The 24,172-nt window shown below is 68.1% G+C and carries 26 protein-coding genes and 7 pseudogenes; 10 read left to right on the forward strand and 23 right to left on the reverse strand.

From position 1 onward, the window contains the following. The first annotated feature begins 508 nt into the window (after positions 1 to 508). Positions 509 to 1,093, forward strand: a complete 585-nt coding sequence (locus ABT232_RS37405) for a hypothetical protein (RefSeq protein ID WP_351849028.1) — start codon at positions 509 to 511, stop codon at positions 1,091 to 1,093. 151 nt (positions 1,094 to 1,244) lie between these two features. Further along, a complete protein-coding gene (locus ABT232_RS37410; protein ID WP_351849030.1) occupies positions 1,245 to 1,481 on the forward strand; it encodes a multicopper oxidase domain-containing protein in 237 nt (78 codons plus the stop codon). Between the two features lie 233 nt (positions 1,482 to 1,714). On the opposite strand, the pseudogene ABT232_RS37415 reads toward ABT232_RS37410, so the two are convergent. Continuing rightward, positions 1,715 to 1,816 (reverse strand): annotated as a pseudogene (locus ABT232_RS37415) (DUF5926 family protein); the annotation flags it as partial. A gap of 492 nt (positions 1,817 to 2,308) precedes the next feature. On the opposite strand from ABT232_RS37415, the pseudogene ABT232_RS37420 reads away from it, so the two are divergent. Continuing rightward, positions 2,309 to 3,465, forward strand: a pseudogene (locus ABT232_RS37420) (type III polyketide synthase). Positions 3,466 to 3,627: 162 nt separating this feature from the next. Here ABT232_RS37420 and ABT232_RS37425 read toward each other — a convergent pair. The 8 genes and pseudogenes from ABT232_RS37425 to ABT232_RS37460 form a co-directional block, all read right to left on the reverse strand. Next, positions 3,628 to 3,747 (reverse strand): annotated as a pseudogene (locus ABT232_RS37425) (transposase); the annotation flags it as partial. A gap of 109 nt (positions 3,748 to 3,856) precedes the next feature. After that, entirely contained in the window at positions 3,857 to 4,345 is a 489-nt protein-coding gene (locus ABT232_RS37430) for a molybdopterin cofactor-binding domain-containing protein (protein ID WP_351849033.1), read from the reverse strand. 165 nt (positions 4,346 to 4,510) lie between these two features. Continuing rightward, positions 4,511 to 4,735, reverse strand: a complete 225-nt coding sequence (locus ABT232_RS37435; protein ID WP_351849080.1) for a molybdopterin cofactor-binding domain-containing protein — start codon at positions 4,733 to 4,735, stop codon at positions 4,511 to 4,513. Further along, positions 4,669 to 5,274 carry a molybdopterin cofactor-binding domain-containing protein gene (locus ABT232_RS37440; RefSeq protein ID WP_351849036.1) on the reverse strand — a complete coding sequence of 202 codons (606 nt, stop codon included), beginning with the start codon at positions 5,272 to 5,274 and terminating at the stop codon, positions 4,669 to 4,671. Before ABT232_RS37440 ends, ABT232_RS37435 begins: the two co-directional genes overlap by 67 nt. Before the next feature lie 219 nt (positions 5,275 to 5,493). Next, complete coding sequence (locus ABT232_RS37445; RefSeq protein WP_351849038.1) at positions 5,494 to 5,802, reverse strand: SCO5918 family protein; 309 nt, start codon at positions 5,800 to 5,802, stop codon at positions 5,494 to 5,496. A gap of 50 nt (positions 5,803 to 5,852) precedes the next feature. Further along, positions 5,853 to 6,155 carry a CBS domain-containing protein gene (locus ABT232_RS37450; protein WP_450872119.1) on the reverse strand — a complete coding sequence of 101 codons (303 nt, stop codon included), beginning with the start codon at positions 6,153 to 6,155 and terminating at the stop codon, positions 5,853 to 5,855. 145 nt (positions 6,156 to 6,300) lie between these two features. Continuing rightward, positions 6,301 to 7,797 (reverse strand): DEAD/DEAH box helicase, encoded by a 1,497-nt coding sequence (locus tag ABT232_RS37455; protein ID WP_351849040.1) that lies wholly within the window; start codon positions 7,795 to 7,797, stop codon positions 6,301 to 6,303. Between the two features lie 345 nt (positions 7,798 to 8,142). Then, a complete protein-coding gene (locus tag ABT232_RS37460; RefSeq protein WP_030404051.1) occupies positions 8,143 to 8,346 on the reverse strand; it encodes a cold-shock protein in 204 nt (67 codons plus the stop codon). A gap of 569 nt (positions 8,347 to 8,915) precedes the next feature. On the opposite strand from ABT232_RS37460, the pseudogene ABT232_RS37465 reads away from it, so the two are divergent. Continuing rightward, a pseudogene (locus ABT232_RS37465) lies at positions 8,916 to 9,077 on the forward strand (IS110 family transposase); the annotation flags it as partial. 79 nt (positions 9,078 to 9,156) lie between these two features. Here ABT232_RS37465 and ABT232_RS37470 read toward each other — a convergent pair. Next, positions 9,157 to 9,657, reverse strand: a complete 501-nt coding sequence (locus ABT232_RS37470) for a hypothetical protein (protein ID WP_351849046.1) — start codon at positions 9,655 to 9,657, stop codon at positions 9,157 to 9,159. A 600-nt stretch (positions 9,658 to 10,257) separates the two neighbouring features. On the opposite strand from ABT232_RS37470, the pseudogene ABT232_RS37475 reads away from it, so the two are divergent. Beyond that, positions 10,258 to 10,422 (forward strand): annotated as a pseudogene (locus tag ABT232_RS37475) (IS110 family transposase); the annotation flags it as partial. On the opposite strand, the pseudogene ABT232_RS37480 reads toward ABT232_RS37475, so the two are convergent. Beyond that, positions 10,420 to 10,626, reverse strand: a pseudogene (locus ABT232_RS37480) (transposase); the annotation flags it as partial. The pseudogenes ABT232_RS37475 and ABT232_RS37480 overlap by 3 nt on opposite strands. Positions 10,627 to 11,270: 644 nt before the next feature. Here ABT232_RS37480 and ABT232_RS37485 point away from each other — a divergent pair. Then, complete coding sequence (locus ABT232_RS37485) at positions 11,271 to 11,723, forward strand: hypothetical protein (protein ID WP_351849047.1); 453 nt, start codon at positions 11,271 to 11,273, stop codon at positions 11,721 to 11,723. A 55-nt stretch (positions 11,724 to 11,778) separates the two neighbouring features. Here ABT232_RS37485 and ABT232_RS37490 read toward each other — a convergent pair whose 3' ends face one another. The 8 genes from ABT232_RS37490 to ABT232_RS37525 form a co-directional block, all read right to left on the reverse strand. Further along, on the reverse strand, positions 11,779 to 12,003 hold the full coding sequence (locus ABT232_RS37490; protein ID WP_351849050.1) for a hypothetical protein: 225 nt from the start codon (positions 12,001 to 12,003) through the stop codon (positions 11,779 to 11,781). Further along, on the reverse strand, positions 12,000 to 12,458 hold the full coding sequence (locus ABT232_RS37495) for a DUF6415 family natural product biosynthesis protein (protein WP_351849053.1): 459 nt from the start codon (positions 12,456 to 12,458) through the stop codon (positions 12,000 to 12,002). Before ABT232_RS37495 ends, ABT232_RS37490 begins: the two co-directional genes overlap by 4 nt. A 371-nt stretch (positions 12,459 to 12,829) precedes the next feature. Next, positions 12,830 to 14,005, reverse strand: coding sequence for a helix-turn-helix domain-containing protein (locus ABT232_RS37500; protein WP_351849055.1), 1,176 nt, complete (start codon positions 14,003 to 14,005; stop codon positions 12,830 to 12,832). Positions 14,006 to 14,100: 95 nt separating this feature from the next. Beyond that, positions 14,101 to 14,742, reverse strand: a complete 642-nt coding sequence (locus tag ABT232_RS37505) for an HAD family hydrolase (protein ID WP_351849058.1) — start codon at positions 14,740 to 14,742, stop codon at positions 14,101 to 14,103. Between the two features lie 1,300 nt (positions 14,743 to 16,042). Next, positions 16,043 to 16,222, reverse strand: coding sequence for a DUF8839 family protein (locus tag ABT232_RS37510; protein ID WP_351849060.1), 180 nt, complete (start codon positions 16,220 to 16,222; stop codon positions 16,043 to 16,045). Then, positions 16,222 to 16,854 (reverse strand): hypothetical protein, encoded by a 633-nt coding sequence (locus tag ABT232_RS37515; RefSeq protein ID WP_351849063.1) that lies wholly within the window; start codon positions 16,852 to 16,854, stop codon positions 16,222 to 16,224. The genes ABT232_RS37510 and ABT232_RS37515 overlap by 1 nt, the downstream gene beginning before the upstream one ends. A 20-nt stretch (positions 16,855 to 16,874) precedes the next feature. Then, complete coding sequence (locus tag ABT232_RS38510) at positions 16,875 to 17,024, reverse strand: hypothetical protein (RefSeq protein WP_450872120.1); 150 nt, start codon at positions 17,022 to 17,024, stop codon at positions 16,875 to 16,877. A gap of 142 nt (positions 17,025 to 17,166) precedes the next feature. Continuing rightward, positions 17,167 to 17,394 (reverse strand): hypothetical protein, encoded by a 228-nt coding sequence (locus ABT232_RS37525; RefSeq protein ID WP_351849065.1) that lies wholly within the window; start codon positions 17,392 to 17,394, stop codon positions 17,167 to 17,169. Between the two features lie 103 nt (positions 17,395 to 17,497). Between ABT232_RS37525 and ABT232_RS37530 the strand changes: the two genes are divergently transcribed. Genes ABT232_RS37530 through ABT232_RS37540 form a run of 3 tightly spaced genes read left to right on the forward strand, consistent with a single transcriptional unit; the run spans position 17,498 to position 21,451 of the window. After that, positions 17,498 to 18,601: a tyrosine-type recombinase/integrase gene (locus tag ABT232_RS37530; protein WP_351849067.1), complete on the forward strand. Its 1,104-nt coding sequence runs from the start codon at positions 17,498 to 17,500 to the stop codon at positions 18,599 to 18,601. A gap of 9 nt (positions 18,602 to 18,610) precedes the next feature. After that, the gene (locus ABT232_RS37535) at positions 18,611 to 18,949 is read left to right on the forward strand and encodes a helix-turn-helix domain-containing protein (RefSeq protein ID WP_351849070.1); all 339 of its coding nucleotides are present in this window, start codon (positions 18,611 to 18,613) and stop codon (positions 18,947 to 18,949) included. A 3-nt stretch (positions 18,950 to 18,952) separates the two neighbouring features. After that, on the forward strand, positions 18,953 to 21,451 hold the full coding sequence (locus ABT232_RS37540; protein ID WP_351849072.1) for a hypothetical protein: 2,499 nt from the start codon (positions 18,953 to 18,955) through the stop codon (positions 21,449 to 21,451). A 65-nt stretch (positions 21,452 to 21,516) separates the two neighbouring features. Here the strand turns inward: ABT232_RS37540 and ABT232_RS37545 are convergent, their stop codons facing one another. The 4 genes and pseudogenes from ABT232_RS37545 to ABT232_RS37560 all read right to left on the reverse strand — a co-directional run. Continuing rightward, complete coding sequence (locus tag ABT232_RS37545; protein ID WP_351849075.1) at positions 21,517 to 22,050, reverse strand: aminoglycoside phosphotransferase family protein; 534 nt, start codon at positions 22,048 to 22,050, stop codon at positions 21,517 to 21,519. Next, positions 21,933 to 22,319, reverse strand: coding sequence for a hypothetical protein (locus ABT232_RS37550; RefSeq protein ID WP_351849084.1), 387 nt, complete (start codon positions 22,317 to 22,319; stop codon positions 21,933 to 21,935). Before ABT232_RS37550 ends, ABT232_RS37545 begins: the two co-directional genes overlap by 118 nt. A gap of 214 nt (positions 22,320 to 22,533) precedes the next feature. Then, positions 22,534 to 22,914: a hypothetical protein gene (locus ABT232_RS37555; RefSeq protein WP_502975538.1), complete on the reverse strand. Its 381-nt coding sequence runs from the start codon at positions 22,912 to 22,914 to the stop codon at positions 22,534 to 22,536. 44 nt (positions 22,915 to 22,958) lie between these two features. Then, positions 22,959 to 23,138 (reverse strand): annotated as a pseudogene (locus tag ABT232_RS37560) (hypothetical protein); the annotation flags it as partial. A 221-nt stretch (positions 23,139 to 23,359) separates the two neighbouring features. On the opposite strand from ABT232_RS37560, the gene ABT232_RS37565 reads away from it, so the two are divergent. After that, positions 23,360 to 24,019: a hypothetical protein gene (locus ABT232_RS37565; protein ID WP_351849078.1), complete on the forward strand. Its 660-nt coding sequence runs from the start codon at positions 23,360 to 23,362 to the stop codon at positions 24,017 to 24,019. Positions 24,020 to 24,172: the final 153 nt, after the last annotated feature.

Here is a 24,172-nt window from a genome sequence, read left to right on the forward strand (position 1 = left end):
GCGACACTCACCAGATAGACACCCATGATCGCAACGTACCCGGCGCCACCGACAACGTCCCGGCCCTTCATGACAAGTGGCGCGGCGGCGATAGTTGTCGCTGCCAAAATGCTGTCGCTCTACGCCGGATACGAGTCCGATGGCACCGACTGGCGGACCATCGAAGCCGGAGTCCAGGCCACCGACGACGACAACCCCGAGCTCTGGTACGCGCATCCCCTGGTCGGCGTGAATGCCACGTCTGGAGGTGAGTCTTGCCCGAGCCGTCGGCGGCGAGGAAATGTCCGTGCGCGTCGCGGGAGCGGAGGCCCCTGAACTCAGGCTGCGGAACCGACACCCTGCTGTCTGCCCTTGCTGCCGGCTGACCGCATCCAGAGCGGTCAGCTTGACGGTATAGCAACGTGAGGTGTCTGCATCGACGTCCTGTGCGCCTACACGATCGGACAGCTTGCTGCACCCAGCCTGGCAAGCTGGCCCTGGCCAGCACGGCGACCACCCGGAGGAGTGCATGACGAGTCAGCACGTCCTTTTCGTGCCCGAGGGCAGCTTCGGCGTACTCGACAACGGGGAGATCCCCGCGCACACAGCAGACTGGGCCAACGGATTCCTTGCTCCGATGGAATCCGGAGTCCTCATCGCCACCGGCATCCACACGGGAAACGTTCGCGTAGCCGCCATGCCCCTTGAGAACCCCCCATCGCTTCCGGCCGAAGGCGACTGGGAGGAGATCGTCGAAGTGAGCGTCTACGCTCCCACAGGCAACCTCCGCGTGGACGCTCTGGATACCGGTCCCGTCGTCGAGCTTCCCCTGCTGAGCAGCGCTGGGCCAGGCTGGTACCGGGTGCGCGTCCACGCCAAGGCGCGCCGCACTCTTTGGGACAAGACGAGCACGGAGCCGGTGGAGGACTACCTGGTACAGAGCTGGCCGGCAGACCCCGCCGACATCACGTTCCTGCGCACCACTGACCTCATCGATGAAAGCCCGTCAGCACCCGTAGGCCTCCCCTCGGCGCCCCAGTCAGCCAGGAAGACGGCTGAGGAAGAGGATCCAGAACTGCAGCGTCTCCTCAGAGGACTGCCGCCGCAGGGGTGAACGTGGATCCCCAGGAGCCGTTGTCATACGGTGACCCGCAACGCCAACACAGGGGTGGCGGAGACGACACGTCAGTCCGACGAGGACGCGGCACGGCTCGCTGAGTTCCTGCAAGCCACCCGTCACGGCGCGGTCGCGGCGCCTGGGTGACGTGGAGGAGTGGACGCTCACGAACCCCTCCAAGGCGCACTCCAAATACCCCTTCCACCTGCAAACCAGCCACTTCCTGGTGATGTCGGTCGCCGGGGGACGCCTCGACCCGCCGCTCTGGCAGGACACCATCAGCATCCCCGAGAACAGCAAGGTCGTCATCAGGGTGCCTTTTGAGGACTTCACCGGCACCACCGTCCTGCACTGCCACCAACTGCAGCACGAAGACGAGGGATGATGCAGCTCATCCAGTACGTGAGCAGGGACCACGCCGCACAGGAGAACCCGACGACGCCCCGCGCATCCTCGCCGGCCTGACCGGTCCCGCCTGCGCAACGGCGTACGCGTACGACGGCAGTGGCAGACAGAGGCTGGCGTTGTCGAGCAGGGGGTGCAAGGCGAAACTGCCGGGATCAAGGTGGTCCAGCAGCGGGTGAGGTGCTTCCGCGAGCTCTCGCAGGCATGGAGGTCGGTACTCGGCACCTGCCATTTGGTGAGGCCGCCGCGCGCCCGGCGCTCCTCGGCGGTCAGCGGCGCGTCGGAGGACAGCGCAGCGGCCAGCCGATCGGCGAACCACGAGCGCCCACCAGACGGTGTCAGCTGCGTATTGTCAGGCCGGCGCGCGGCTCCAGGCCAGCGGAAAGACCCTGAGAATGGTCGAATGATGATGATTCCACCCGTTTGGCCTATACGGGCTTCCTCGCAGCGACCCACAGGGTCTTCACTTGCGGTGAGGAGGGCCTTGTCGTGGGCGTGTGCCGCTCATCCGGCCGATGCAGTTTTCCGACGCCTTGCGAGAGGAGTCGTTCATGGCTGCGACAACCATGCCACCGACTGCCATGTGCGGCAGCACAGCCCTGGCACGACCATGACGGTCGCCGTCGCCAGCCCACCGACCGGGACCTGCGCCGGGGTATGACCGAGCGGCTGCCAATTCTCGCGTCCTGAACCGCGCAACTGCCGTGCCCTGCACCGGCTACGACCCATCCCTGCAGCATCGGCCACGCGACCACGGCCATTCCCCGAGAGCGTCTGCGCAAACCACACGAGTGAAAGGTTCAGCTCATGCCCGTACTGTGCCGTCCTGCCGTCGACGTCCCCGAGCACATCATCACGGCGCAGCAAACGCTGGCCCTGGCCGAACGCCAACACGCCGCCCACCCCCAGCTCGCCCTCGCCCTCAAGCTCATACGCAACACCGGGTCAGCAAACGGCACCTTGTCCAGCCCATCGAGCAGACCCTTGCCCACCCCGGGTTCGAGGAGCGCAATCGCACCTATGAGGCCGAGGCCAAGAAGCGGGTGCCCCCCGTCGCCCAGCGTGCCCTGGACAACGCCGGGCTCACCCCGCAGGAGATCGACGCCATCATCTACGTCTCCTGCACCGGGTTCATGATGCCGTCCCGGACGGCCTGGCTGATCAACCGGATGGGCTTCCGCTCCGACACCCGCCAGCTGCCCATAGCCCAGCTGGGCTGCGCGGCCGGCGGCGCAGCGATCAACCGGGCCCACGACTTCTGCGTGGCCCACCCCGGCAGCAGCGTCCTCATCGTGTCATGCGAGTTCTGTTCCCTGTGCTATCAGCCGAGCGATCTGGACATCGGGTCGCTGCTGTCCGACGGGCTGTTCGGCGACGCGGTCGCCGCCGCGGTCGTGCGCGGCCAAGGCGGCCGCGGCGTCAGCCTGGAACGCAACGCCTCCTACCTGATCCCGCACACCGAAGAATGGATCTCCTACGCGGTGAAGCCGACCGGGTTCCACTTCCGTCTCGACAAGCGCGTCCCCACCACCATGGAGCCCCTCGCCCCGGTCCTGCGCGAACTCGCCGCCGACCACGGCTGGGACGCCTCCCGCCTGGGCTTCTACATCATCCACGCCGGCGGCCCCCGTATCCTGGACGACCTGTGCCGCTTCCTGCACGTCGACCCCCACGCCTTCCGGCACAGCAGGGCCACGCTCACCCAGCACGGGAACATCGCCAGCGCGGTGGTCCTGGACGCCCTCAGGCGTCTGTTCGACGAAGACGCGATACCCGCAGACGCGCCCGGGATCATCGCCGGTTTCGGCCCGGGCATCACCGCCGAGATGGCCGTGGGCAGGTGGACTCCGGCGCCCGTGCCCCCTACCCCGGTCGGCTCACTGACCGCTCGGCCCGCCGCGGCGTCAGTCACCGGCAGGAAGGTGATGCAGACGGCCGTGCCCTGGCCGGTTCCCCAGGCATGACGTAGCAACCGGGGCGCCGCTGCGGCTGGCGTGGGCGCGCCGAGGCACGTACGTCAGGGCGGACCGGTGGGCCCGCGGACCGTCATGGTGACAGTACTGTGCGGACAGATGCGTGCTTACAGGTCCTGATTCCTGACAAAGGCGTTGGACGTGGCGGTGGGTGATGAGGCAGACGGCGAGTCTGAGGAAGGCTTCGTGGATGTCGTCGCGTCGTTCCCAGCGGATGCGCAGGCGGCGGAAGCCGTGGAGCCAGGCGATCGTGCGTTCGACGACGTAGCGGAAGATGTCCGTGGCCAGGCCAAATGCAGGGCTGTCTTCAAGGACGTCTCCGTCCGAAGCGACCTGACGTGGGGGCGTGGGTCCCGCTGGGGTGAGCGCGCGGCGAGCCGGGTCACCGCTCGGCGTGCTGTGTCGCCTGCCGGGAGGTGTGGAGAGCGGCCCATACGGTGTCGGCACGCAGGGGGAGGGCCGTGTAGCGGATGCCTGTGGCGTCGCGCAGGGCGTTGGCCAGTGCGGCGGCCACAGGGTTGAAGGGGAGTTCGCTCATGGGTTTGGGGACCGGGGTGCCGTCCGGCCGGGCGAAGTGGATTTCGGTCGGGGGCATGTCGCCGTGGTGGGCGAGGGGGTAGCTCCTTAGGTCCGGTGTGGTGATGTTGCCGTCGGTGTCGGTGAGCAGCGCTTCCCACAGGGTGGTGCTGACGCCCTGTGCGATGGCCCCGTGAATCTGGCCTTTGCACTGCGCGTCGTCAAGGACGAGTCCGGCGTCGGTGGCGTGCACGCTGTCCAGGATGTGCACCAGTCCTGTCTCCGGATCGACGCTGATGCGGAACCACTGGGCGCTGACCGCGAGGCCGAGGGGGCCTTCCCCCCGGGGTGGCACAGCCGGTTGCCCTCAGGCGCTGTCCGCTCGCCACGGCGTGTTGGTGAAGGTCCGACAAGGGAACGACGGTACCGGTGTCCGTGACGTGCAGGGCGTCGGCCGCTGGGCGGAACGCGGACGGTGTGATGTTGAGGCGGACGGCCGCCTGCTCCTTCAACTGCTCGATCAGGGCCTGGCAGGCACGGGTGACGGCCCGGCCGGTGATGCGCACCCCGTGGAGGCGAAGCCGCCGCTGTCGTGGTCGAGCAGGTCGGTGTCGGCTTGCCGCAGGTGGACGCGGTCGACATCGGTGCTCAGTGCGTCAGCGGCCATGCGGCGCAGGATCAGCGAGGTGCCGCTGCCGAACTCGGGTGCTCTGGTGACGAGTTCGTAGTGTCCGTCCGGCCGCAGGGTGACGCGTGCCCGTGAGCGTGTCCGTCCATGGGCTCGGTGTGCAGCGCGGCGACGGCCATGCCTTCTCCGGTCAGATGGCCGGGGTCGGCCGGCGAGGGGCGGGTGCGCAGACTGCGGGCGCGCGCCGTGCGCAGCGCGTCCAGGCATTGGCCGAGGCCGGTGTCCATGACGGGATGCCGTCCGCCGACTCCGGGGAACGCTGTGGTGTCGCCCGGGCGCAGACAGGCCGTGCGGCGAAGGTCCGACGGGTCGATGCGGAGGGTGCGGGCGAGTTCGTCCAGGGCGGATTCCATGGCGAGGGTGGTCTGTCCCGCTCCGTACCCGCGGAAGGCGCCGACCGGGACGTTGTGGGTCCGGACGCTGTAACCGTCGACGGTGATGTTCGGGCACCGGTAGAGGCTGATCGCCGCCGAGCAGGCTTCCTTCAGGACGCCGGGAGCGTGATTGCCGTAGGCGCCTGTGTCCGCCAGGACGCGCAGCCGAATGGCGGTGAGGGTGCCGTCTAGGACGGGCCCCCCACGCATCTGCACTTCCATGTCGCCCGGATTCTGCAGGGTACGGTGGGATCCCGGAGACGGGCGGGAGGTACCGCGTTGCGATCGCGGACGTCAGTGCCTGGACCGTAGGCGACTTCAGCTGCTCCGACCACTGACCCCGACTGCGCCGAGAGCGGCACGGCACACAGTGAGGGCTCTGTCGGCGCGCGCCGACAGAGCCCTCACTGTGTGCTGGTGTCGGCGCGCCCGTCGCGTCGGTCAGACGGACGGGGAGGTGCCGAGCATTGCGGAAGCCCGCTGCAACGGGTTTTCGATGCGCGCGGGCGTGGCCTCGGGGAGGGTGCGGCAGGTGAAGCCGAGCCGGGCCATGGCCCTCAGGACTTCGGCTGCGCTGAAGTCGCGGCGGTCCTGGCGGGTGATGACCTGGCCGACCTGTTTGGCGGGGTAGTGGCGTCGTCCGATAGTCACGGACTCGCCGGTGACCGGTTCGGGCTTGATGCCTTTCATCGATTCCAGCACGCCGCTCTTTGTCAGGTCGAACGGGAAGCGGGCGATGACACAGCGCATGATGCCTCACAGAGAGAAGGAGAGACGGGGCCGACCTCCACCGAAGCCTTTCAGCGGGAAGAGGCGAGGACGCTCAGAGCGTTTCCGTGTTCGTCGACCACGAGCAGGGCCTCGAGCTGGCGGCAGCGCACCGCACGCTCAGCTTCGGCTCTCGTGGTCAGCGGTGAAACGAGGGGCCCGCTGCCGTCGGTGATGCCACTCAGGCGGATCCGGTCGCTGTACCCGAAGCCGTCACGAACGGCCGTGAGCCGGGCGCGGGTGACCAGGCCTGTGCACAGCCCGTCCTCGTCGCAGACGACCAGATGACCTGTGCGGGCGGCAGCCATCACGGACAGTGCCACCTCCACGGTCATGTCCCCCAGACCTGCGGCCCGCCAGGTCCATGGTGCCGGCCACCGCGCCGTGCGCGGGGTGGGCGCTCGTCGGGCGGAACTGCGTCTGGTTCAGCGTCAAAGGGTGCCTCCTGCGCAGATGGGCCGGGTTCCTGATCGCGAGGTCTTATGCGGCCGCACCGGCAGTGGACTGGCGCGCGGGGGCGCGGCGGGTCGCTGAGGCGGGACGGCGTCGGCCGCGTGAGGTGGCGCCGTGCTTCTTGGAGCGTTCGGCCACCGGTGTGGTGATGACGACCGGGATGCCGGTCGGGGTCTGGGCGCCGGTGATGCGGTGCAGGGCCTCTTCGCCGGTGCGGACCTGAGTGGTCTGCGGGACGATGCCGGCCGCTGCCATGAGGCGGTTCATGCCGCGCCGCTGGTTCGGGGTGACGAGGGTGACGACGCTGCCGGACTCGCCGGCACGGGCCGTGCGGCCGCCGCGGTGGAGATAGTCCTTGTGGTCGGTCGGCGGATCGACGTTGACGACCAGGTCGAGGTTGTCGACGTGGATGCCGCGCGCCGCGACGTTGGTGGCGACCAGCACGTTGACGTGCCCGGTCTTGAACTGCGCCAGGGTGCGGGTGCGCTGTGGCTGCGACTTCCCGCCGTGCAGGGCCGCGGCCCGTACTCCACTGTTGAGGAGGTGCTCGGTGAGGCGGTCGACGGCGTGTTTGGTGTCGAGGAACATGATCACGCGGCCGTCGCGTGCGGCGATCTCGGTGGTGGTGGAGTGCTTGTCGGTGCCGTGGACGTGCAGCACGTGGTGCTCCATCGTCGTGACCGCGCCGGCCGAAGGGTCGACGGAGTGCACGACGGGATCGGTCAGGTAGCGGCGTACGAGCAGGTCGACATTGCGGTCGAGGGTGGCGGAGAACAGCATGCGCTGGCCTTCGGGGCGGACCTGGTCGAGCAGGGTGGTGACCTGCGGCATGAAGCCCATGTCGGCCATCTGGTCCGCCTCGTCGAGGACGGCGATGGAAACCTCGTTCAGCTGGCACTCGCCGCGGTCGATGAGGTCCTTGAGGCGTCCCGGCGTCGCCACGACGACCTCGGCGCCACCGCGCAGCGCGCTCACCTGTCTGCCGATCGACATCCCGCCCACGACCGCGGCGAGGCGCAGTTTCACGGAGCGGGCGTACGGGGTGAGCGCGTCGGTGACCTGCTGCGCCAGTTCACGCCTCGGTACCAGGATCAGCCCGAGCGGCTGCCGAGGCTCGGCGCGTTGACCGGCCGTACGGGCCAGCAGGGCCAGTCCGAAGGCGAGGGTCTTGCCGGAACCGGTACGCCCACGGCCGAGCACGTCACGGCCGACGAGGGAATTCGGCAGGGTTGCGGCCTGGATCGGGAACGGTGCGGTCACACCCTGTTTGCCGAGTTCGGCCAGGAGCTGCCCAGGCATGCCGAGATCGGCGAACGCCTCGGCGGCGGGCAGAGCGGGGGTGATCGTCTCGGGGAGGGCGAACTCCCCCTGCACTGCGGCGGGCCGACGGCCGTGACCGCCGGAGCGGCCCGGCCCGCCGGACCGGCGTGGGGTCGGCGAACCGAATCGGCTGCTGGCCCTTCCGGAGCCGACGCTGCCGTCACGGGTACGGGCGAAACGGTCGTTCGTGTGTGTGCGGTTCATACGGAACCTTCCTCGATACGGCACATATCAAGGAATTCCCGCAGCAGCGAGCGGCACGGAGAATTGCAAGAACGGGCCGGTGGAATGCGACCGACTGGGAATTCGGCGGATGGAAAATCCGTGCAGGTGCGGCCGCTGAAATGAGTGGCGTGGTGTGGACTCGGTATTCGGAGCGTCCACTGCGATGAAGGGATGCGTCTGCATCCCTGAAAGGCGTCCGTGTGCGGTGAGCCCACGGATTTGCTGCCTGTCGTCCGCAGGCGAAATGACTGCGGGAAACGCATGCAGCTGGGGCCCGCACCCCGAGGGATGCGGGCCCCAGCTACAAGTATGCGACCGTCAACGTCAGGCGGGAACGATGTTCTCGGCCGTCGGGCCTTTCTGGCCCTGCGCGATGTCGAAGGTCACCTTCTGGCCCTCGAGCAGCTCCCGGAAGCCCTGGGTGGCGATGTTCGAGTAGTGGGCGAACACATCAGCGCCGCCACCGTCCTGCTCGATGAAGCCGAAACCCTTTTCCGCGTTGAACCACTTCACGGTACCAGCAGCCATGTCATTCTCCTTTGGGGCAGTGCAGACGGGATCCGCACCGTGCGGACGCCGTGTCGCCGCGATGATCACCCCGCCCGGAAAAGACCGGAAATACTAAAGCGCTCCCAGTGGCACAGCCGACTGGACAGCACTTGAAGTTTCGGGAACCACAACTGCAACTGAGATCGACAGTAGCACGCCGCAGCGGCTCGTGTGAGGTGAAGAATGCCACCCTGCTCATTGCGACAGAGAATCTGTCCGCATGTTTCATTGAAATCTCAGCCCGCGGGCACAGATATTGGCCCACCCGCGCGACGTTATATTCGCCTGCCGCGCATTCGTGACCCGGTTTGCCGTCACACCCCGGAAGGCTGGCTCGGCAGCGCCCAAACCACCCAAATCTCCTCCATCAGGCGCTGCCCTGCCTCCCACGACCGGCCGTCGGTCAGTCATCGGTGGCCCTGACGCCGAGCGGCTGAACGCGGAACTACTATTCGAGCTCCCGCCCTGTGGGCCCGCCTGGTCACCGGATCCGTAGGGGGTGCCGGGCGCAGCGCCCGTGCCCGGCTGCTGCGAAGTCCAGCATCGCCAGACGATGGGTGAAGAACGACCGGCTCAACCACGCTGGCTACCTCTGGGCGTTCTCAGCGATCACTGCCTCGCCCGGTGCCAAAGCCCACTATCGGCGACAATGTGACGACCACGGAGACTGGCACGCCGCTGGCCAGCGCAATCTGTTCAACCGGATGCTAAGGCCTGTCCCGCAATGATCTTTGTGTATCGTCCTTGGGCTCTTCCGAGGCTGTGCGGTTCGGGAGCTGCGACTCCCCGTCAAAGGTCCGGGAACGGTGGTGTCTCGTCCATCGTCAACAGCAGTTTCCGTGCTGGTTCGGCCTCTTCCGGGCGCATGGATGAGGCTAGGCCCTCGATGACCGGTCGGCCTGCACGCACGGCTTCCCTGGCGGCCGCCTCCCAGGCAGGCTGCTCCCGGAAGTTCGTGCGCTTCGGGCCGCCGGCCGCCGCGGCCGAAGAGTGCCAGTTGTCGGTCCGGTAGATGCTCTGCAGGAGATCGAACAGCTCGGCCTTGCAAGGCACATAGGGGGCCTCAGCGAGTTCCAGAAGGAAGGGGACCGTCAAGGCGGTCGCCTCGCCGACCACGAACCCCAACGCGCAGACGCGGTCCCCCAGTTCGTCGATCGCGAGGCGGGCAGCGTCCTCGCCGCTATACGCGATCTGGGAGAGCAGCGGCGGGATGTCCCCGGCGGTGAGCTGTCGCGCGTCGCGCAGCTGTCCCCAGCGGACGCCAGAGACGCCTTTCAACAGACTTCCCACGCACTGTCACCTTTCATCGGGCTCGCGACAGCCCTGTCATCGGACCACCAGCGTCCTGGGATGGACGGTCGGCGTCAATCCTGGTTTTCTTCCGATTGGTGATCCCGGCCGGCGGCACTTCGGCAAGTGGATGATCTTCCTATGCAGGGTGTGATCACGGCTTCGGAGTCGTCCTAATCCGTTGTTAACGGGCAGCCGTGAGAGGCGTGGGTCGTGCGGGCTGTTCGAGTGGTAGCGCACGCCGCAGTACAGGTGGTGGCGGTCTCGTAGGCGCCGAGCGGACGCCCGGAATCGTCCAGGGACTTGATCCCTATATCCAGAGCGGCGCCGCTCGCCGTCTTCGGGACCGCCACCCACCGTCAACACCGGATCTCTCGAAACTCGTTGGTGTTGGTGGTGCGAGCCCACCGCACGGTGACTTCTTCAATATCGCGAGCTGTCCGAGCTCCCGAGATAGACCGGGGCCCGTGGGGTGCGCTGGTGCCACGAACGGCTACTGAGGTGGCGGACCGGCCTTCGCGCCGAGGCCCGGGATTAGGTCGCTGCGTGGCTCGCATGCGCTCGTGACCAGTGCAAACACCGCGCCCTGGGAGGGACAACTTGATCTACTGCGGCATCGACTGGGCCGAGCGAACGCACGACGTCGCCTTGGTCGACGACACCGGCCAGCTCCTGGCCAAGCGGCACATCACCGACGACGCGGCTGGCTACAAGCTGCTGCTGGACCTGCTTGCCGAGGACGGCGACACCGAGGAGAACCCGATAGACGGTCTTCCACGAACCGTAGCGTTTCGGCAGGTCACGCCACGGGACACCGGTTCGGATCCGGAACAGGACCCCGTTGATCACGGTGCGGTGGTCGTTCCACCGGCCGCCCCGGCCACCTGGAGGTGGCAGATGCGGGTGCAGTAACGACCACTCGCGATTCGTCAGATCCCCCGACCCATGACCGGACCAACGAGCGACCAGTCAGAAAGTCACATGATCCGCCGGACAGGACCTAACAGCATCCCCCCTTCCAGGAGACCAACGAGATCCCAACGCGCTGAACTTCGGCCGCCGACAGCGCACGAGGATCGGCGCCGACCGGTGTCTCCTGACGAACCCCTTGGGCGTTCGATCCAGTAGAGCGACCTGGAAACCAGTATCCAAGCTCTGCAACGAGCGAAGGCTCGCACCTACCGCGGTATGCGCCGCGGGAAGCACGGGCCTTGCCTCAGGCCTCCCGGGTTGGCGGCGCACCGGCGTGGAGGTTGGGAAGGCCAGCAGCTGCTGCCCGGGCGGCGGGGTGCCGCATGACGGTGACCGGGTTGGCGCCGGGCTCGGTGGCCGGGGCTCACACCAGACGCCACGTGCCGTCCCATCACAGCCGCAGGGGTGGTCGGTGGATGCCGCTCAGGATCAGGGCGTGCGCGTGGACGGCGCGCGGGATGCGAGGTGATGAGCGCCGCCGGGTCGTCACCGAGGTAGAGGTAAGGGTTCTTCAATCCGTGGAGACGGTCGGTCCATGCACGCGGCGGCGGCGGCCTCAAGAATGGCCTCACGGCTGGTGCTCCAGGGCGACGAACGCAGCCGGGTACCCGGCTCCTGGCCTGCGCTGGCAGGATCTCTTCATGTCGACAGATGTCAGCGGAACGATCGAGTGCCGGCCTGGGGCCCGTCTGTGGGGCCCTGACGACGAGGACTCCGTTTGGGAGGTTGGCATCGACCTCATTCTCCTCAACGGGGGCAACGCCTATGACGGCCTGGCCTGCCTCTTCGGAATCCGGAACCACTTCGGCTTCCGCCCCCTCGCGGAAGATCGTGGCTTTCCGGATGACGCTTCGGAAGGGCTGCGAGGTGAGTTCGCTGGCTACGGCGGCCCCCACGATGTGCACGGGACCACCTGGTTGACCTGGGCCGAGCTGGAGATCACAAACTGGGAGGAGACTGACGCCTCAGGCACACGAACCCGCGCCTCAGCAGCGGGGATCGACACCGACTGGGGCCGAGTCTGGAAGGTCATGCGCATCCTCAGCGAAATGCACGGAGCGGAGAACGTGCGTCTCGTCGTTTGGTTCCACTGACTCGCGGATGAATAAGTAGGCCTATACCACGGCGTCGTTCAGGGCGTCCAGCCACTCACGGCCCTGCTCGCACGTATTCATGAACGGCGGCGGGGCTGGCCGCATCACCGTCTCCTGCGCCGCGGATCTCGACGGTGAAGTCGGTGGCCCGCGAGTGGTCGCCGCGCGCTGTCGCCTCGTCGCGCTGCCGGACCAGGGCCTGGCAGATGTCGCAGTCCGGCAGCGGCTCGGGAGGCTCCGTCGGCTCACCGAGGACGACCGGCTTCTCCTGGACGCTCACGGCCGTTCCTCGACCGCCGGCGCCACAGGCCGTCCCGCCCGCCGGTACGCCTGGTACAGCTCGTGGGCGTCCGGGCAGTGGAAGTTGGCGTTCCTGCCGGCGTCATCGAGGGCGGAGCAGGTCTGGCAGTCCAGGCAGTGGTTCCACCACCGGAGGAGCGCGGCCTGCTTCTCGTCGAGGACGGCGGGCTGCTCACCGGCCAGGTTCTCGTAGTGGTCGCACAGGGCATTGACCGAGCGGGCGAGCTGCTGGGCTTGCTTCACCCGCTGCGGCAGATTGCGGCCGGGCGGGGCGTCGAGGCGGGTGCGGGCCTGCATGACGCCGGCGTGCGCGCAGGCGCGCGGCACGTCGTCTTCGGGGAAGCCGGCAGCCAGGGCCTCTACGGCGGGGATGGCGAGCATGAGGTGCCCGCGCAGTTGGAGGGTGAGGGTGTTCAGCTCCTCCTCGCCGGGCAACTCGGCGTCCTCGGCCAGCAGGCGGCGCGCGGCACACGCATCGTCATCAGGTCAACTGGCGCCGTGCCCGATGCTCGGTTCGCCACTGTTGTCACGGCCGCGCCTCCTGAGAGGCGCATCCGCACGTGGCGATCCTCCACACCCGCGTCCCGCCAGCATGCTGCACAAGGCCGACTGGGCTAAGGCGGCGGGCGACCTTGCCACAGTGCCAGCAGGCGCGCCCGTGCAGGCGGGCGATGCTCACCGCCCTGGTGATGTGGATCGGCTCAGTGGTGGTGCTGCTCACACGCCTGCTCCCGTCTGTTCGTCTTCGCGGACGAACAGATCATGCGCGACAGCAAGGGATACAAGGGATACAAGGTGTATCCCCCTCAGACAGCCCCGGTCCACTCAGCGAAGCTGGTCAGCGACTCGGCGTCCGCGCGCTTCAATCGCCGGATCGTGGCGGTGGCCTCCCGCGCCCACGGGTGCTCACGGGTGTGCTGCGGGGCGATCGACCTGGCGACCTTCAGCGACTCGAACGCATCGTCCGGCTTCCCGGCCCAGACCTGCGCGCGGGCTAGCTCGATCCAGAAACCCGACTGCCGCTCGGCTGGTAAAGACTCCGGCGGCGTCCACTCCTCGGCCACGCTGAGGGCCCGCTGGACATAGTCCTGCCCCAGGCTGACTGCCACAGAAACCTCGTGGGCGCGCACGGAGTGCGGGCCGAACGCCGTGCCGTTGTAGGCGTCCTCAGGCAGCGAGTCGCCCAGGCGTCGGGTTTCGGCAAGGTGCACGGCCGCAGCGTCGGCGTCGCCTGCCCGCCCTGCTATGACCGCAGCCCTCATGTGCAGCGCCCCGCGCGCCGCGGTCGCAGCCCGGCCCAGTGGGCTGGGGGTGGCGTCAATGGCCCGCTCCAGCGCAGCGAGGCCCTGCGCGTGCGCGCGGGCGGCGAAGAAGACCTCGGTGCGGACGTAGGCGGCCGTGGCCTGGACGATGGGGTCCTCGGTCTGGCCCGCGGCCCAGCGCATCAGCTCGACCAGGCGGGCAGAGAGGTCACGCGCGCCGAACTTGTAGGCGACGGCGTCGGCGGAGCGGGCCGCCACCGCGAGGAGGTGGGCAGCACGCAGCCGGTCGGCGCCCGCAGTGTGGTGCAGCGCCGTGAGAGCGTCGGCCAGGAGCTGCGGCGCGCGCTCGGCGATGCGGGCGTACTGCGCGGCCAGCCGCCACTGCACCAACGCGGCGATCGCCTCGTCGAGGACGCACAGCGGGCGGGACGGCGCATCGGCGAGAATGTCGTAGGCGGCGATCGCTGCGGAGATGGCAGGAAGGGCGGCGTGGACGCGACTGTCGGTACGGGTACTGCCGGTGACGATGCGGCTCGGTTCGACGCTGAGGGCGCCCGCGATCGAGTCGAGGGTGTCATCGCTGGGTGAGCGGGCGCCGCGTTCGATTGCCTTGACCATCGATAGGGAAAGATACGCGGCGCGGGCAAGGTCGGCCTGGGTCATGCGCCGGGCGCGGCGGATTGTGGCGATGCGGCGGCCGATCTCGACGGTGGTGGGCATACGTGCTCCGTTCGGTGCGTCCACTCCGAACGGTACTCACGCAGTGACGCGGCGGGTAGTGAACGGCTCCGACCCTCCTATGTCCGGGCGGGTCGTCACGCGCCGACGATGGCGATGACGTCGGCAAGGCTGTCGATTCGCCAGTCCGCGGTCGCCACGACGTCTGGATGGTCGGCCCACAGGTGCCCCCATGGCCCGCGTCGCAGGTGCGCGGTGCGCAACCCGGCCGCCGCGGCGGGGATGGTGTCGTTCGCGGGGTGGTCACCGACATACAGCGTCTCCCCAGGCGCCGCCCTCCCGGCCTCGACCGCGTGCCGGAAGAACTCGGGGTCCGGCTTGGCTACACCCCACTGCCCGGACGTCGCAACCACGTCGGCCGGCAGGCTCAGGGCGCGCAGCAACTGCCCAGCACGGGTCGTCTGGTTCCCCGCGACGACGACGCGGACTCCAAGGCTGCGCAGCTCGGCGAGCGTGGGTCGGACATCGTTGTATAGGTCGGTCTCGTCCAGATGCTCGCCACGGCCGGCGGCCTCGCGTGCGGCGTACTCGGCGGCAATATCGATGCCGGGTCGGATCAGCCGCAGGGCGTCCGCATTGTCGCGGCCCTGGGCGACGACGGCGCCGACAAGCGCGGAGACAGTGTGCCGGGGGACGTTGAGCCAGTCGGCCCAGGATGCCCAGTAGCGGTCATCGCGGGTGATGGTCTCGCCAACATCGAAGATCACAGCGCGAATCATGGGGCTGAGCGTATCCGGGCATGACGGAAGGGCGCCCAACGCCCGAAGGCGGTGGGCGCCCTTGCACAGGTCATGGCTGTGGCGGGGAGACCGGCCGGGTGACCTGCCACACGTCGCTGATGGTGTGTCAGGTTTTTCGTCAGGATCGATTCTCCGCTAGGCGCGCCTCATCCATCAAAGTCGATGAACCAGGGTGATTGAGCACGGTGTCCGCTTGCGGCAGCAGGTGTCCCAACGTCGGAAAGGACTGAGTGATTACGGCGTAATCACCTCGTGCCCTGACGCTCACCGGTGTGCAGGCGATGCGGGATCATTCAGCGATGGCTTCAGAGCATCCGCTGAGGTGTCCGCGATTACGCCGTAATCACCGACAGGGCTCCGGGCGTGGGGGTCCGCGTCTGTCGGTTGCCCGCTCTCCCATTCGCGGTGAACTCGGGCGAAGTCGCTCACAGGGTCCACTTCTTACCGAGGAACCCAGTCGGAAACGGTGGCGGCCGCTCGATCTCCTCCTCGCTGTCAGCGCCAGCCGTTCCTGTGTTGGGCATGGCCTGCGCACGGGCCCAAATCTGCCTCAGCCCATGACTGGGAGCACTGAGGTGAAGGTGCCAAGACTCTGATCCCAGCGCATCAGTGCGCACCGCACTGCCGCCCGTCGGCGATCACACCGCATGTCCGCACAGCTCCACGTTCTTGCTCGCGTGCATCGGGTCATGGGTCCACTGCACGCTCCAGAGGAGAACTGCTGTGGTCAAGGGACACGGAAAGAAGCAGCGCGCCCGCGCGCCGTACGCTGCGGCGGCGGCCGGCACGGTGCACAGGCACCCCGAGCCGGACACCGACTTCATCGACGGCATCCCGACGGCATCCTCCCGTGTGTGGACGGCTCGGAGAGCGACTCCACTCTGGCGATGAAGTTGCTGGCTGCCTGTTGGGCGGGGTGCGGCCCGTGCCTGGAGTCGCTCGCGAAGAAGGCGGTGGCCGAGCCGGCGACGCTCGGTTTTCCTCCTGATGCCGGCTGCGGGCGCCGGCGCGGTGGGGTCTCCGCTCATCACTCCAGCCGCGCGTGCATGGATCGAGCGTGCGCAGAGCACCGGTTTCAGCGCAGCAGCCGCGCCTGCGTTGCGTACGGTGGCCGAGCTGAGCCCCATGGCGCGGCCGACCTCCTAGACGCTGCGCTAGGCTTCTGGGCGGTCTTCGGGGTGAGGCAGCCCGCCATCGGCCTGGCCGACGACCTCTCCCGTCACTAGACGCGGCCCGGAGCGCCGCGCGGCCGGTGAGGGCGCGGCGCTTCGGGGCGGTGCTACTGGGTGGTGTCGGTGACCACGAGGAACTGGTCAGTGCTCAGGTCCATGACGACGTGAGCGCTGGTGCCCTGGGCACGTTGGTCGGCGGCGTTCTCTTCAGCCGGCCAGGAGCCACGGGGACTTCCCGCCGGGAGCCGTTCTAGAACGGACCGGGATGACGTGGCGGTGGTGGCCATCAGGCATCGCCACCGTTGACGCGCTCGTGGATGTCTATGAGGGTAGCGATGGCGTCTGGGTTGTCTGCCAGGTCGGCCCACTGCCCGTGCGCGGTGAAGACGGGCACGGCATCGGTGTCGGTGTCGAAGATGACGACGTAGTCGCCGTAGCGGTCCATCACCATGTCCGGCAGGACAGGGACCAGTGCCGTGTCGAGAACCTCCAGGGCGTCGACGACGAGCCGGGTGGGCTCGCCAGACGTCGGCGGCTGGACCAGGATGCCGGTCGCGCGCAGCAGGTCGCCGGGCTGGATGCCGGTCAGCAGCTCGTGAACGATCCGGGGGTCGCCGCTGGTGCAGGTGACGACCGTGTCTGAGGCGTCCTCGTCAAAGAGGTCAATGTCGGCGGGCCGGACGACCAGGTCGAAGGTGACGGTGCCGCGCGGGCCGGGGGCGGGTATGGCGTCGAGCCAGTCGTCGACTGCGCAGTGCTTGGTGCCCATCAGCTGGCCTTCGCCAGGGTCGCGGTTGCGGCGCTGTTGCGCGGGTGTGAGCGGGCGGGCCTTCACCTCGCCGTCGCGGTGCCAGAGCGGGGAGGCCGGCGGCTCGGGGTAGGCGAGGGTGTGGTCGACGTCGCGTTTGGTGCTGCTCATGGAGGCCCTCCAGGTGGAGGTCAGGAGTGGTCGCCTTGGCCCTGGGATATGGACGTGACCTTCGGCGTGAGGTCGGAGGCGAACCGCCCGCGGCGGGCCTCAACGGGGTTGGCGGTGATCCAGTCCTCCGCGCATGCCTTGTGCACGGGCTCGCCGGAGTGGGAGCGCATGGGCGTGGGCTGGCCGCACAACGTGCAGGGAAGGTCCTGCCAGCGGTCGAAATGCTGGCTGTCCCGCCAGACGAGCAGTGCACCTGAGCCGGAATCAGACCTGGCTCGAACGGCGACTCCTGCTTGGTGTGTCCATTGCGGGTCACAGCCGGAAGGCGGGCATCTGCTGGAACACTCGGTCCAGCAGGTCCTCGGTTGGCTTCCAGGGCCCGAGCAGCCCGGCGGTGGGAACGGGCAGCGACAGCTCCTGGACGTCCTGGAGGACCAGGTGCCAGGTGCCGGCCAGTGCCCATGGTGTGCAGGGCGGCGACTCCGGGGAATTGCATTTGATGCGTGAATTCGGGCGGTCCGAGCTGGGGATCTGCGGCATCAAAGAGCCTCCTGGGGGTGAGTGGGGCATGCTTCTGACCTGCACTCTTGCCGTGGGTCAGTCATCTGATGCATGATTCGCGCACCCTGAGAAAGAGGGCTGCGTGACGACGACGGACTTGAGCGCGGGCTCTGCCCGCCTGGTGTTGCTGAACGGCGTGACGCTGCTGCATCCCGAAGACGCCGTGTTCGACGCGATGTTGGAAGGCTGGACGCGGCAGCAGCGTGGAGGGCGGCGTCTGCAGGCGAAGACGATCAGCGACCGTCTGCGCGTGGTGCGCCAGTTCAACGACTTCGCCGGGGCCTATCCGTGGAACTGGTCGGCCGCCGCGATGGACGAATGGACGACGTACCTGATCGCGGAACTTCACCGCGCGGAGTCGACGATCCGTGGCTATCAGACTGCCGTTCGCCAGTTCTGCGACTACATCACCTCGCCGCACTACCAGTGGCCCCAAGAGTGCGAACGGCGCTTCGGCACGCACCCGGTGCAGATCTGCCACGAGTGGAACACGGCCGCACACCTCGTCGACTACGAGGGACAGGCAGGTCGGCGGCCGATGACTCGTGAGGAGATCCAGCTCCTTCTCGACTACGCCGACGATCAGGTCGATCGCGCTATCAGACTCGGCCGCAAAGGTGCTCTGGCCGCGTACCGGGATGCCACCGTGTTCAAGGTCATCTATGGCTGGGGACTGCGGTGCACAGAGGCGTCGAAGCTCGATCTCAACGACTGGTACCGCAATCCGAAAGCGCCGGAGCTGGGCCGGTTCGGATCCCTGCACGTCCGTTACGGCAAGCGGTCCAAGGGCTCCCCGCCCCGCCGCCGGACCGTCCTGAGCGTGATGCCCTGGGCCGTGGAGGCGGTCGACGACTACGTCACCAACATTCGACCCCGTTACCGTGCTGCGGCCGGGACGGCCCTGTGGCCCACCGAGCGTGGCGGCCGGCTCCAGAGCCGCGAGATCGAGGATCGCTTCGCGGAGTACCGCGAGGCCCTGGGACTCGACTCCGATCTTGTGCCGCACTGTCTGCGGCACAGCCACGTCACCCATCAGATCGAGGACGGCGCCGACCCGGAGTTCGTCCAACGGCAGGTCGGCCACCGCTACGCCTCGACGACCGCGCTCTACACCGGGGTGAGCGGTGACTTCATGAACACGATGATGCGCCGGGTCTTGGACAAGGCCCTGCACCAGGACCAGTAAGGAGACGACGTGACGACGAAACTGGACTACCGGTGGCATCTGCGGGAGGTCATGGCCACCCGCGGCATGTTCTCCACCACCGATCTGAGGCCACTACTGGCTGAACGCGGAATCGACCTGTCGGCAAGCCAGGTCTACCGGCTGGTGGTCGAGCGTCCGGAACGGCTGAGCCTGACCACGCTGATGGCGCTCCTCGACATCCTCCAGTGCCGCATGGAGGACCTGATCGAACCGGTGGCCACCCGGGCGTCGGGCAGGAAGACGGCAGCGGCAGGGGGCGACGGCACGGCTGCCGGGGTCGGTGAGTACCGGCCCACGCGGGCCCGTATCACGCCCGCGGGGGAGTAGCGCGTGGACGCCTCCGCTCTGCCCCGCTATGCCACCGATCCCGAAGGCGTGATCGCGGAGGCGGTCGTCGCTGTCGAACCGGCCATGCCTCCCGATCTGATCCGGTCTGTGGTGAGGGACACCTTTCCCCGCGGCGCTCAGCGGCGGAAGCTCGCCGAGCTCCTCCAGGGGGACCTGTCGTGGCTCACGCAGGGGCGGTCGGAGTCGCCCACCATCGTCGAACGGCTCATCCGGGCCCTGCGCGAGCAGGGCGCCGTAGACGTACAGCAGCCGCGCTGCGGGGCCTGTGGCCAGGCGCGACGCCTTGTCGGTGTCCTTACCGGCAGTGCGTCCCGCATCTGCAACGCCTGTGAAGGGCGGCGCCGCCACCAGGCGAATCCCTGCGCTGTCTGCGGCCGCCCTGAGTTCATGACCCGGGACCGAGACGGGCGGCCCCGCTGCCGCACTCACCCCCCGGACGACGGCGCCGATCCGATGGAAGGGCTGTGCCGGGTCATCCAGCAGATCTGTCCGAACATGCCCGAGCAGACGGTTGCCGAGGCCGTTCGAGCTGTTGCGCCGGTCACGGCTCGACAACGCAAGCTGCTGTGGGCGCTGGAGGACCGCCCCGACCTGCTGACCGGACACGCCGCCCACGGCCCGGTCAAGGTCCTGCACCTCATCGCTGCTCTCCGGGAGCGAGGAGCGGTGAACCTGGTGGCCCCGACCTGTCCCTACTGCGGCCGGAACGTGCCGCTGCCGCGTACACGTGACGGGCTCCGCTGCTGCGCCGAGTGCCGCTCCGCCGCACGCGCCGAGCCGTGCGCCTGGTGCGGACGCGACCGGCCGGTGATGGGCCGCACCTACGACGGCCTGCCTTTGTGCCACGCCTGCCGGCACCACAACCCAGTCGTCCACCAGGTCTGCGCTCAGTGCGGAGAACGCCGCTACATCCAGGCCCGCAAAGACGGCCTCCCGCTGTGCGAGCGCTGCCACCAGTACCCCACCGCGACCTGCAGCGACTGCGGGGAACAGCGCCCGTGCCTGCACATTTCCACTGACGCCCCCATCTGCGTTCCGTGCACGCGGAAGCGACGCCCCCGCGCCATCTGCGTCGGCTGCCACCGCGACAACATGGTCAGCTACCGCACGGCCGACGGCGAGCCGTTGTGCTCCGCCTGCGGCGCCACACACCGCCCCTGCGCCCAGTGCGGCCGGACGCTGCGCATCCAGGCCGTCGCGCCGAACGGCGACGAACTGTGCCCAACCTGTTGGCGCCACCACCCCGCCCGCAAGCGACCGTGCAGCAAGTGCGGCACAGCCACCCACCTGCACCATTACGGCCTGTGTCCCGACTGCGCTGCCCGCGCACGCCTTCAAGACGTACTCAGCGTCCAGGGGCGCATGCGCCCCGGCATCGAGCCGGTCTTCAAAGCCCTGTCGAGGCAACCCGGCACCAACCTGCTGTACTGGCTGAACCGCCGCCCCAGCCGGCTCACCGTGCTGCGCACCCTGGCAGCCGGAAGCGGGCCCATCACCCATGACACCCTGGACGGCCTGCGGCCGGCCAAGGTAGTCGACAACCTCCGCATGCACCTCGTCGCCGGCGGCGCCCTGCCCGCGCGCGACGAGCAACTCGCCGGACTCGAACGCTGGCTCGCGACACGGACCGCACAGGTCCGTGCCCCGGAGAGCCGCAAGGTGCTGCAGGCGTACGTCACCTGGCACCTGCTGCGGCGCCTCCGTCGCTTCTCTCGACGCCGCCCGGTCAGCCAGGCACAAGCACATGGCGTCCGCGCCTACGTCACCCAGTCCGTCCGGCTGCTCAACTGGCTCCACACCCAGGACGTCGCCCTCAGTACGTGCACCCAGGACCTTCTGGACGCCTGGCAGGACGACTACCCCGCCCGCGGCCCGCGGGTGCACGGCTTCCTCGCCTGGACCAGCCGCAACGGCCACACCCACCAGCTGACCGTCGAACTCCCCGCCTCCACCTTCACCGGCCAACTCATCGCCCAGGACACCCGTTGGCAGCTAGTCAACCGGCTCATTCACGACGACTCGTTCCCAGTGCCCGACAAAGCGGCCGGCCTTCTCGCTCTCCTCTTCGCCCAGGACCTGTCCAGGATCGTCGCACTCACCACCGAACATGTGGAGATCACCCCGAGCACGGTGTTGATCCGACTCGGGCAAGTGCCAGCCCAGATGCCCCCGCCCTTGGACGACTACATCCGGACGCTCCACACCCAGGCGACAGCCACGAACACCGCCGGGGAACGCTGGCTGCTCCCGGGCCGCTTTCCGGCCCAGCACCTCAGCCGCAGCCAGCTCGTCCGCCGCCTTCGCCCGCTCGGCATCCGGCCTCGCATGGCACGCAACACTGCCCTCGTCGAGCTGGCGTCCGAACTGCCCGCCGTCATGGTCAGCCGACTACTCGGCGTCCACCAGAACACCGCCGACTCCTGGAAGCGCATCGGCGGACAGGACAACGCCTACGCCGCCGAGATTGCCAGCCGCCCATAAATCCTCACTCGCACTGCCGCCGAAGCCGGAGCCTTGGCACGAGATCGGTTGAGGCCGCGGAGCACTCAGCTGTCGGCCAGAGCCATAAGGAACCGAGTCTCCGCGTCGTCCCGCCCCGCACACATTCTGGGGACCGCCACGAGGGCGGCCAGGGCTTGGCACCAACCCAGCACACGACGAGGAGACATGCCAGGAACAAGCGCTGCCAGCTCCTCGATCCTTTGCTCCAGCACTGGTGGTTCTGCAACTCCTTCAAGCGCCCAGTCCACAGCGTCGAAGTCCGGGTCGCCCCACGTCGGCCTCGGATCAATCGCCACCATGCGGGCTCCCGGACCAGACAGCACGTTGGCCGGATGGAGATCACCATGCACGAGTCCCACAGGCCCGGTGTCTGCGAGTTCCAGGGCTGCCGCTCGCGCCTGCCGGAGCACCTTCGAGGCAGCCGGATCGTTTACGTTGCGCGCTGCCAACCTGCGGTCGGTCAAATCGAACACGAAGTCGACGCGTGTGAGAGATGCCGCAGTACCGAGTGTTGACCCGGCGCGGGAGCAGGGTCCCGCAGGTCCCGCAGCAGCGCCGCGACTTCGGCCAAATTCCATGCACGCTGGCTCACCTGCACGCCCGGCTCCACGTCCTCAAGAAGCAGGGCCCCTGCGGCCAGATCTTGTGCCAGCAGCGTGACGACCGACGGCGTCTTTGCCCAGGCCCGCAGTGCTTCGGCTTCCTCCCGAGCGATCCCGGGCTCCGGCGTGAGCTTCAGCCACGCCGAGGTGCCGGTGTCCCGCTTGAAGCAGCGGAACACTCGCGAGATGCCCCCTCCACTCGCCGCGACAAGCGCCAGATCCCAGCGGGCAGCGAGTTCGTCCACGAGGGCAGGCAACTCATCACACCAGGCCAACACCTCAGCTCCGAATCGAACGACGAACCGGTCCCGGACCTCTGGTGCGACGCAGACCAGCTCTCTCAACTTGTCCCCCGCGGGTGGTGGATGCGATTTCCGCGCATCCTACGTCCCACAACATTTCAATCGTCACAGAGAGTGGAAAGTGGTCTCGTCGAACCACCCAACACGGCACTCAGGATCATCGACGGTTACCAATCCCGAGGGCGTGAACACGCCGGGCACACCGAGCCACCGGGTGGCACTCATTGCGCAACTTCAGATAGCCGGACCTACCAGCAGAGCCCTCGGGGTCCTGGTGGCAGTCGATCAGGCGCGCGATGCCTATCACGGCTCCGGTGGTCAGCTCGCGGCCGCGGATCGTGCGGGCGATCAGCGGGACGCGCAGGGCGGGCCGGTCGATCCGCTGGCGCGCGTGCAGGAGCATCCAGCCGCGCCAGCTCCAGTCCCTGGGTCGGTTCTCGATGCTCTTGGCGCCGGTCAGGATGCAGGTGTTCTCTGGGGGTCCCGGAGCGTGATGCAGGGCCTCGACGAAGTTTCTGCAGCTCGGTGGCTTGGATATGGAATGTAGCGCCTGCAACAGGTGTGGTGCAGGCGGACTCACCGGATGGCCTGCATTGTGGCGAGGATGATCAGTTCGGCATCGCTCAGGCAGGGCGCAATGCCGACCGGCGGGCGCCACGGCGCCAAGTCACGATGCTCCTTCAGCCTGTCGTCGGTCGTCGTATAAAGCGCTGTCGCGAGGGTGTCCGCTATGACCCTCGCCACTGCCGTCTGGATCGGCATCGTCATGCTCCTCCGCCCCGCATGACCCCAGAGCAGTCATCCCGCTGGCCCTGAATTCAAGACCGGCCTGTCAGCACCTGATTCCCGGGGGCCCGGGGCCGCTTCCTGGGATCGCAGCGGCGAACTGACAGTCGATCCTGAATCCGCCACACCGTGACCTCCCAGCCAGATTGCTCGTAAGAGCGTTGCGGCCAGTGGGTTACGGGGTGGACGATCACGCGATGGCGATGTTGGAGACGATCCTTGCGACAATCAGCGGCCTCGGCGGAGCCGGCATCGGCGCTGCCAGCACCCTGCTGGTGCAGCGCGCAAAACGACGCGACGACGCTGCCGCGGCCGCCCTCGCCGCAGATCGTGCAGCGGAGGCAGCTCGTGAGGCTGCTGAGCGTGAGGCGGCACGGTCCCGGGAGGCAGCCAAGGCAGCTGAGTCCGAACTCACTCTGGAGATTCTCGCCACAGCTCGTGTTGCGGCCAGGGCATGGCTGATCGCCTCAGAGCGCGCGATCGTTGACCTGCAGAGGGGACGAGCTGCCAACCCTGAACCTTACGACCACCAGCTCCAGGCTGAGCTGAAGGAATTCACCTCGGCGCTCTACCGCCTCGCAGGCCGTCAACTCCCGTACGGGGGCGACGCAACGCACGCTCTTCACGGTACTCCGCCGCTCGTCGAGCAGCTCTCAGAGACTTCACAACGCCTTCGAGACGTCCTGCACACCAGCACCGAGGTACGCCCGCCACAGAACGAACTCGACGACATCCGCCGCAGCGCGGTACAAACCTTCTACACCGCCAACACCTTCCTGATCCGCAACACTAAGGAACTCACCGGACAACCGTTCCCAGACGTAGCGAGAGTTGTCCCAGCCCCCAGAGAACATTGAAGACGCCTCCTAGGGGGCCTCCCGCGGACGCGGTGCCGTGTTCAGGCGGGTGATCAGTTCACGGTTGGTGACTCGAGCGGCGTCGAGCTCTTGTTGGCGTTCGTCGAGCAGGCGCGTGAGTTCCACGGTTTGTTGCTCAAGTTCGGTGATGCG

The sequence above is a fragment of the Streptomyces sp. NPDC001532 genome (assembly GCF_040298625.1).
Classification (GTDB): domain Bacteria; phylum Actinomycetota; class Actinomycetes; order Streptomycetales; family Streptomycetaceae; genus Streptomyces.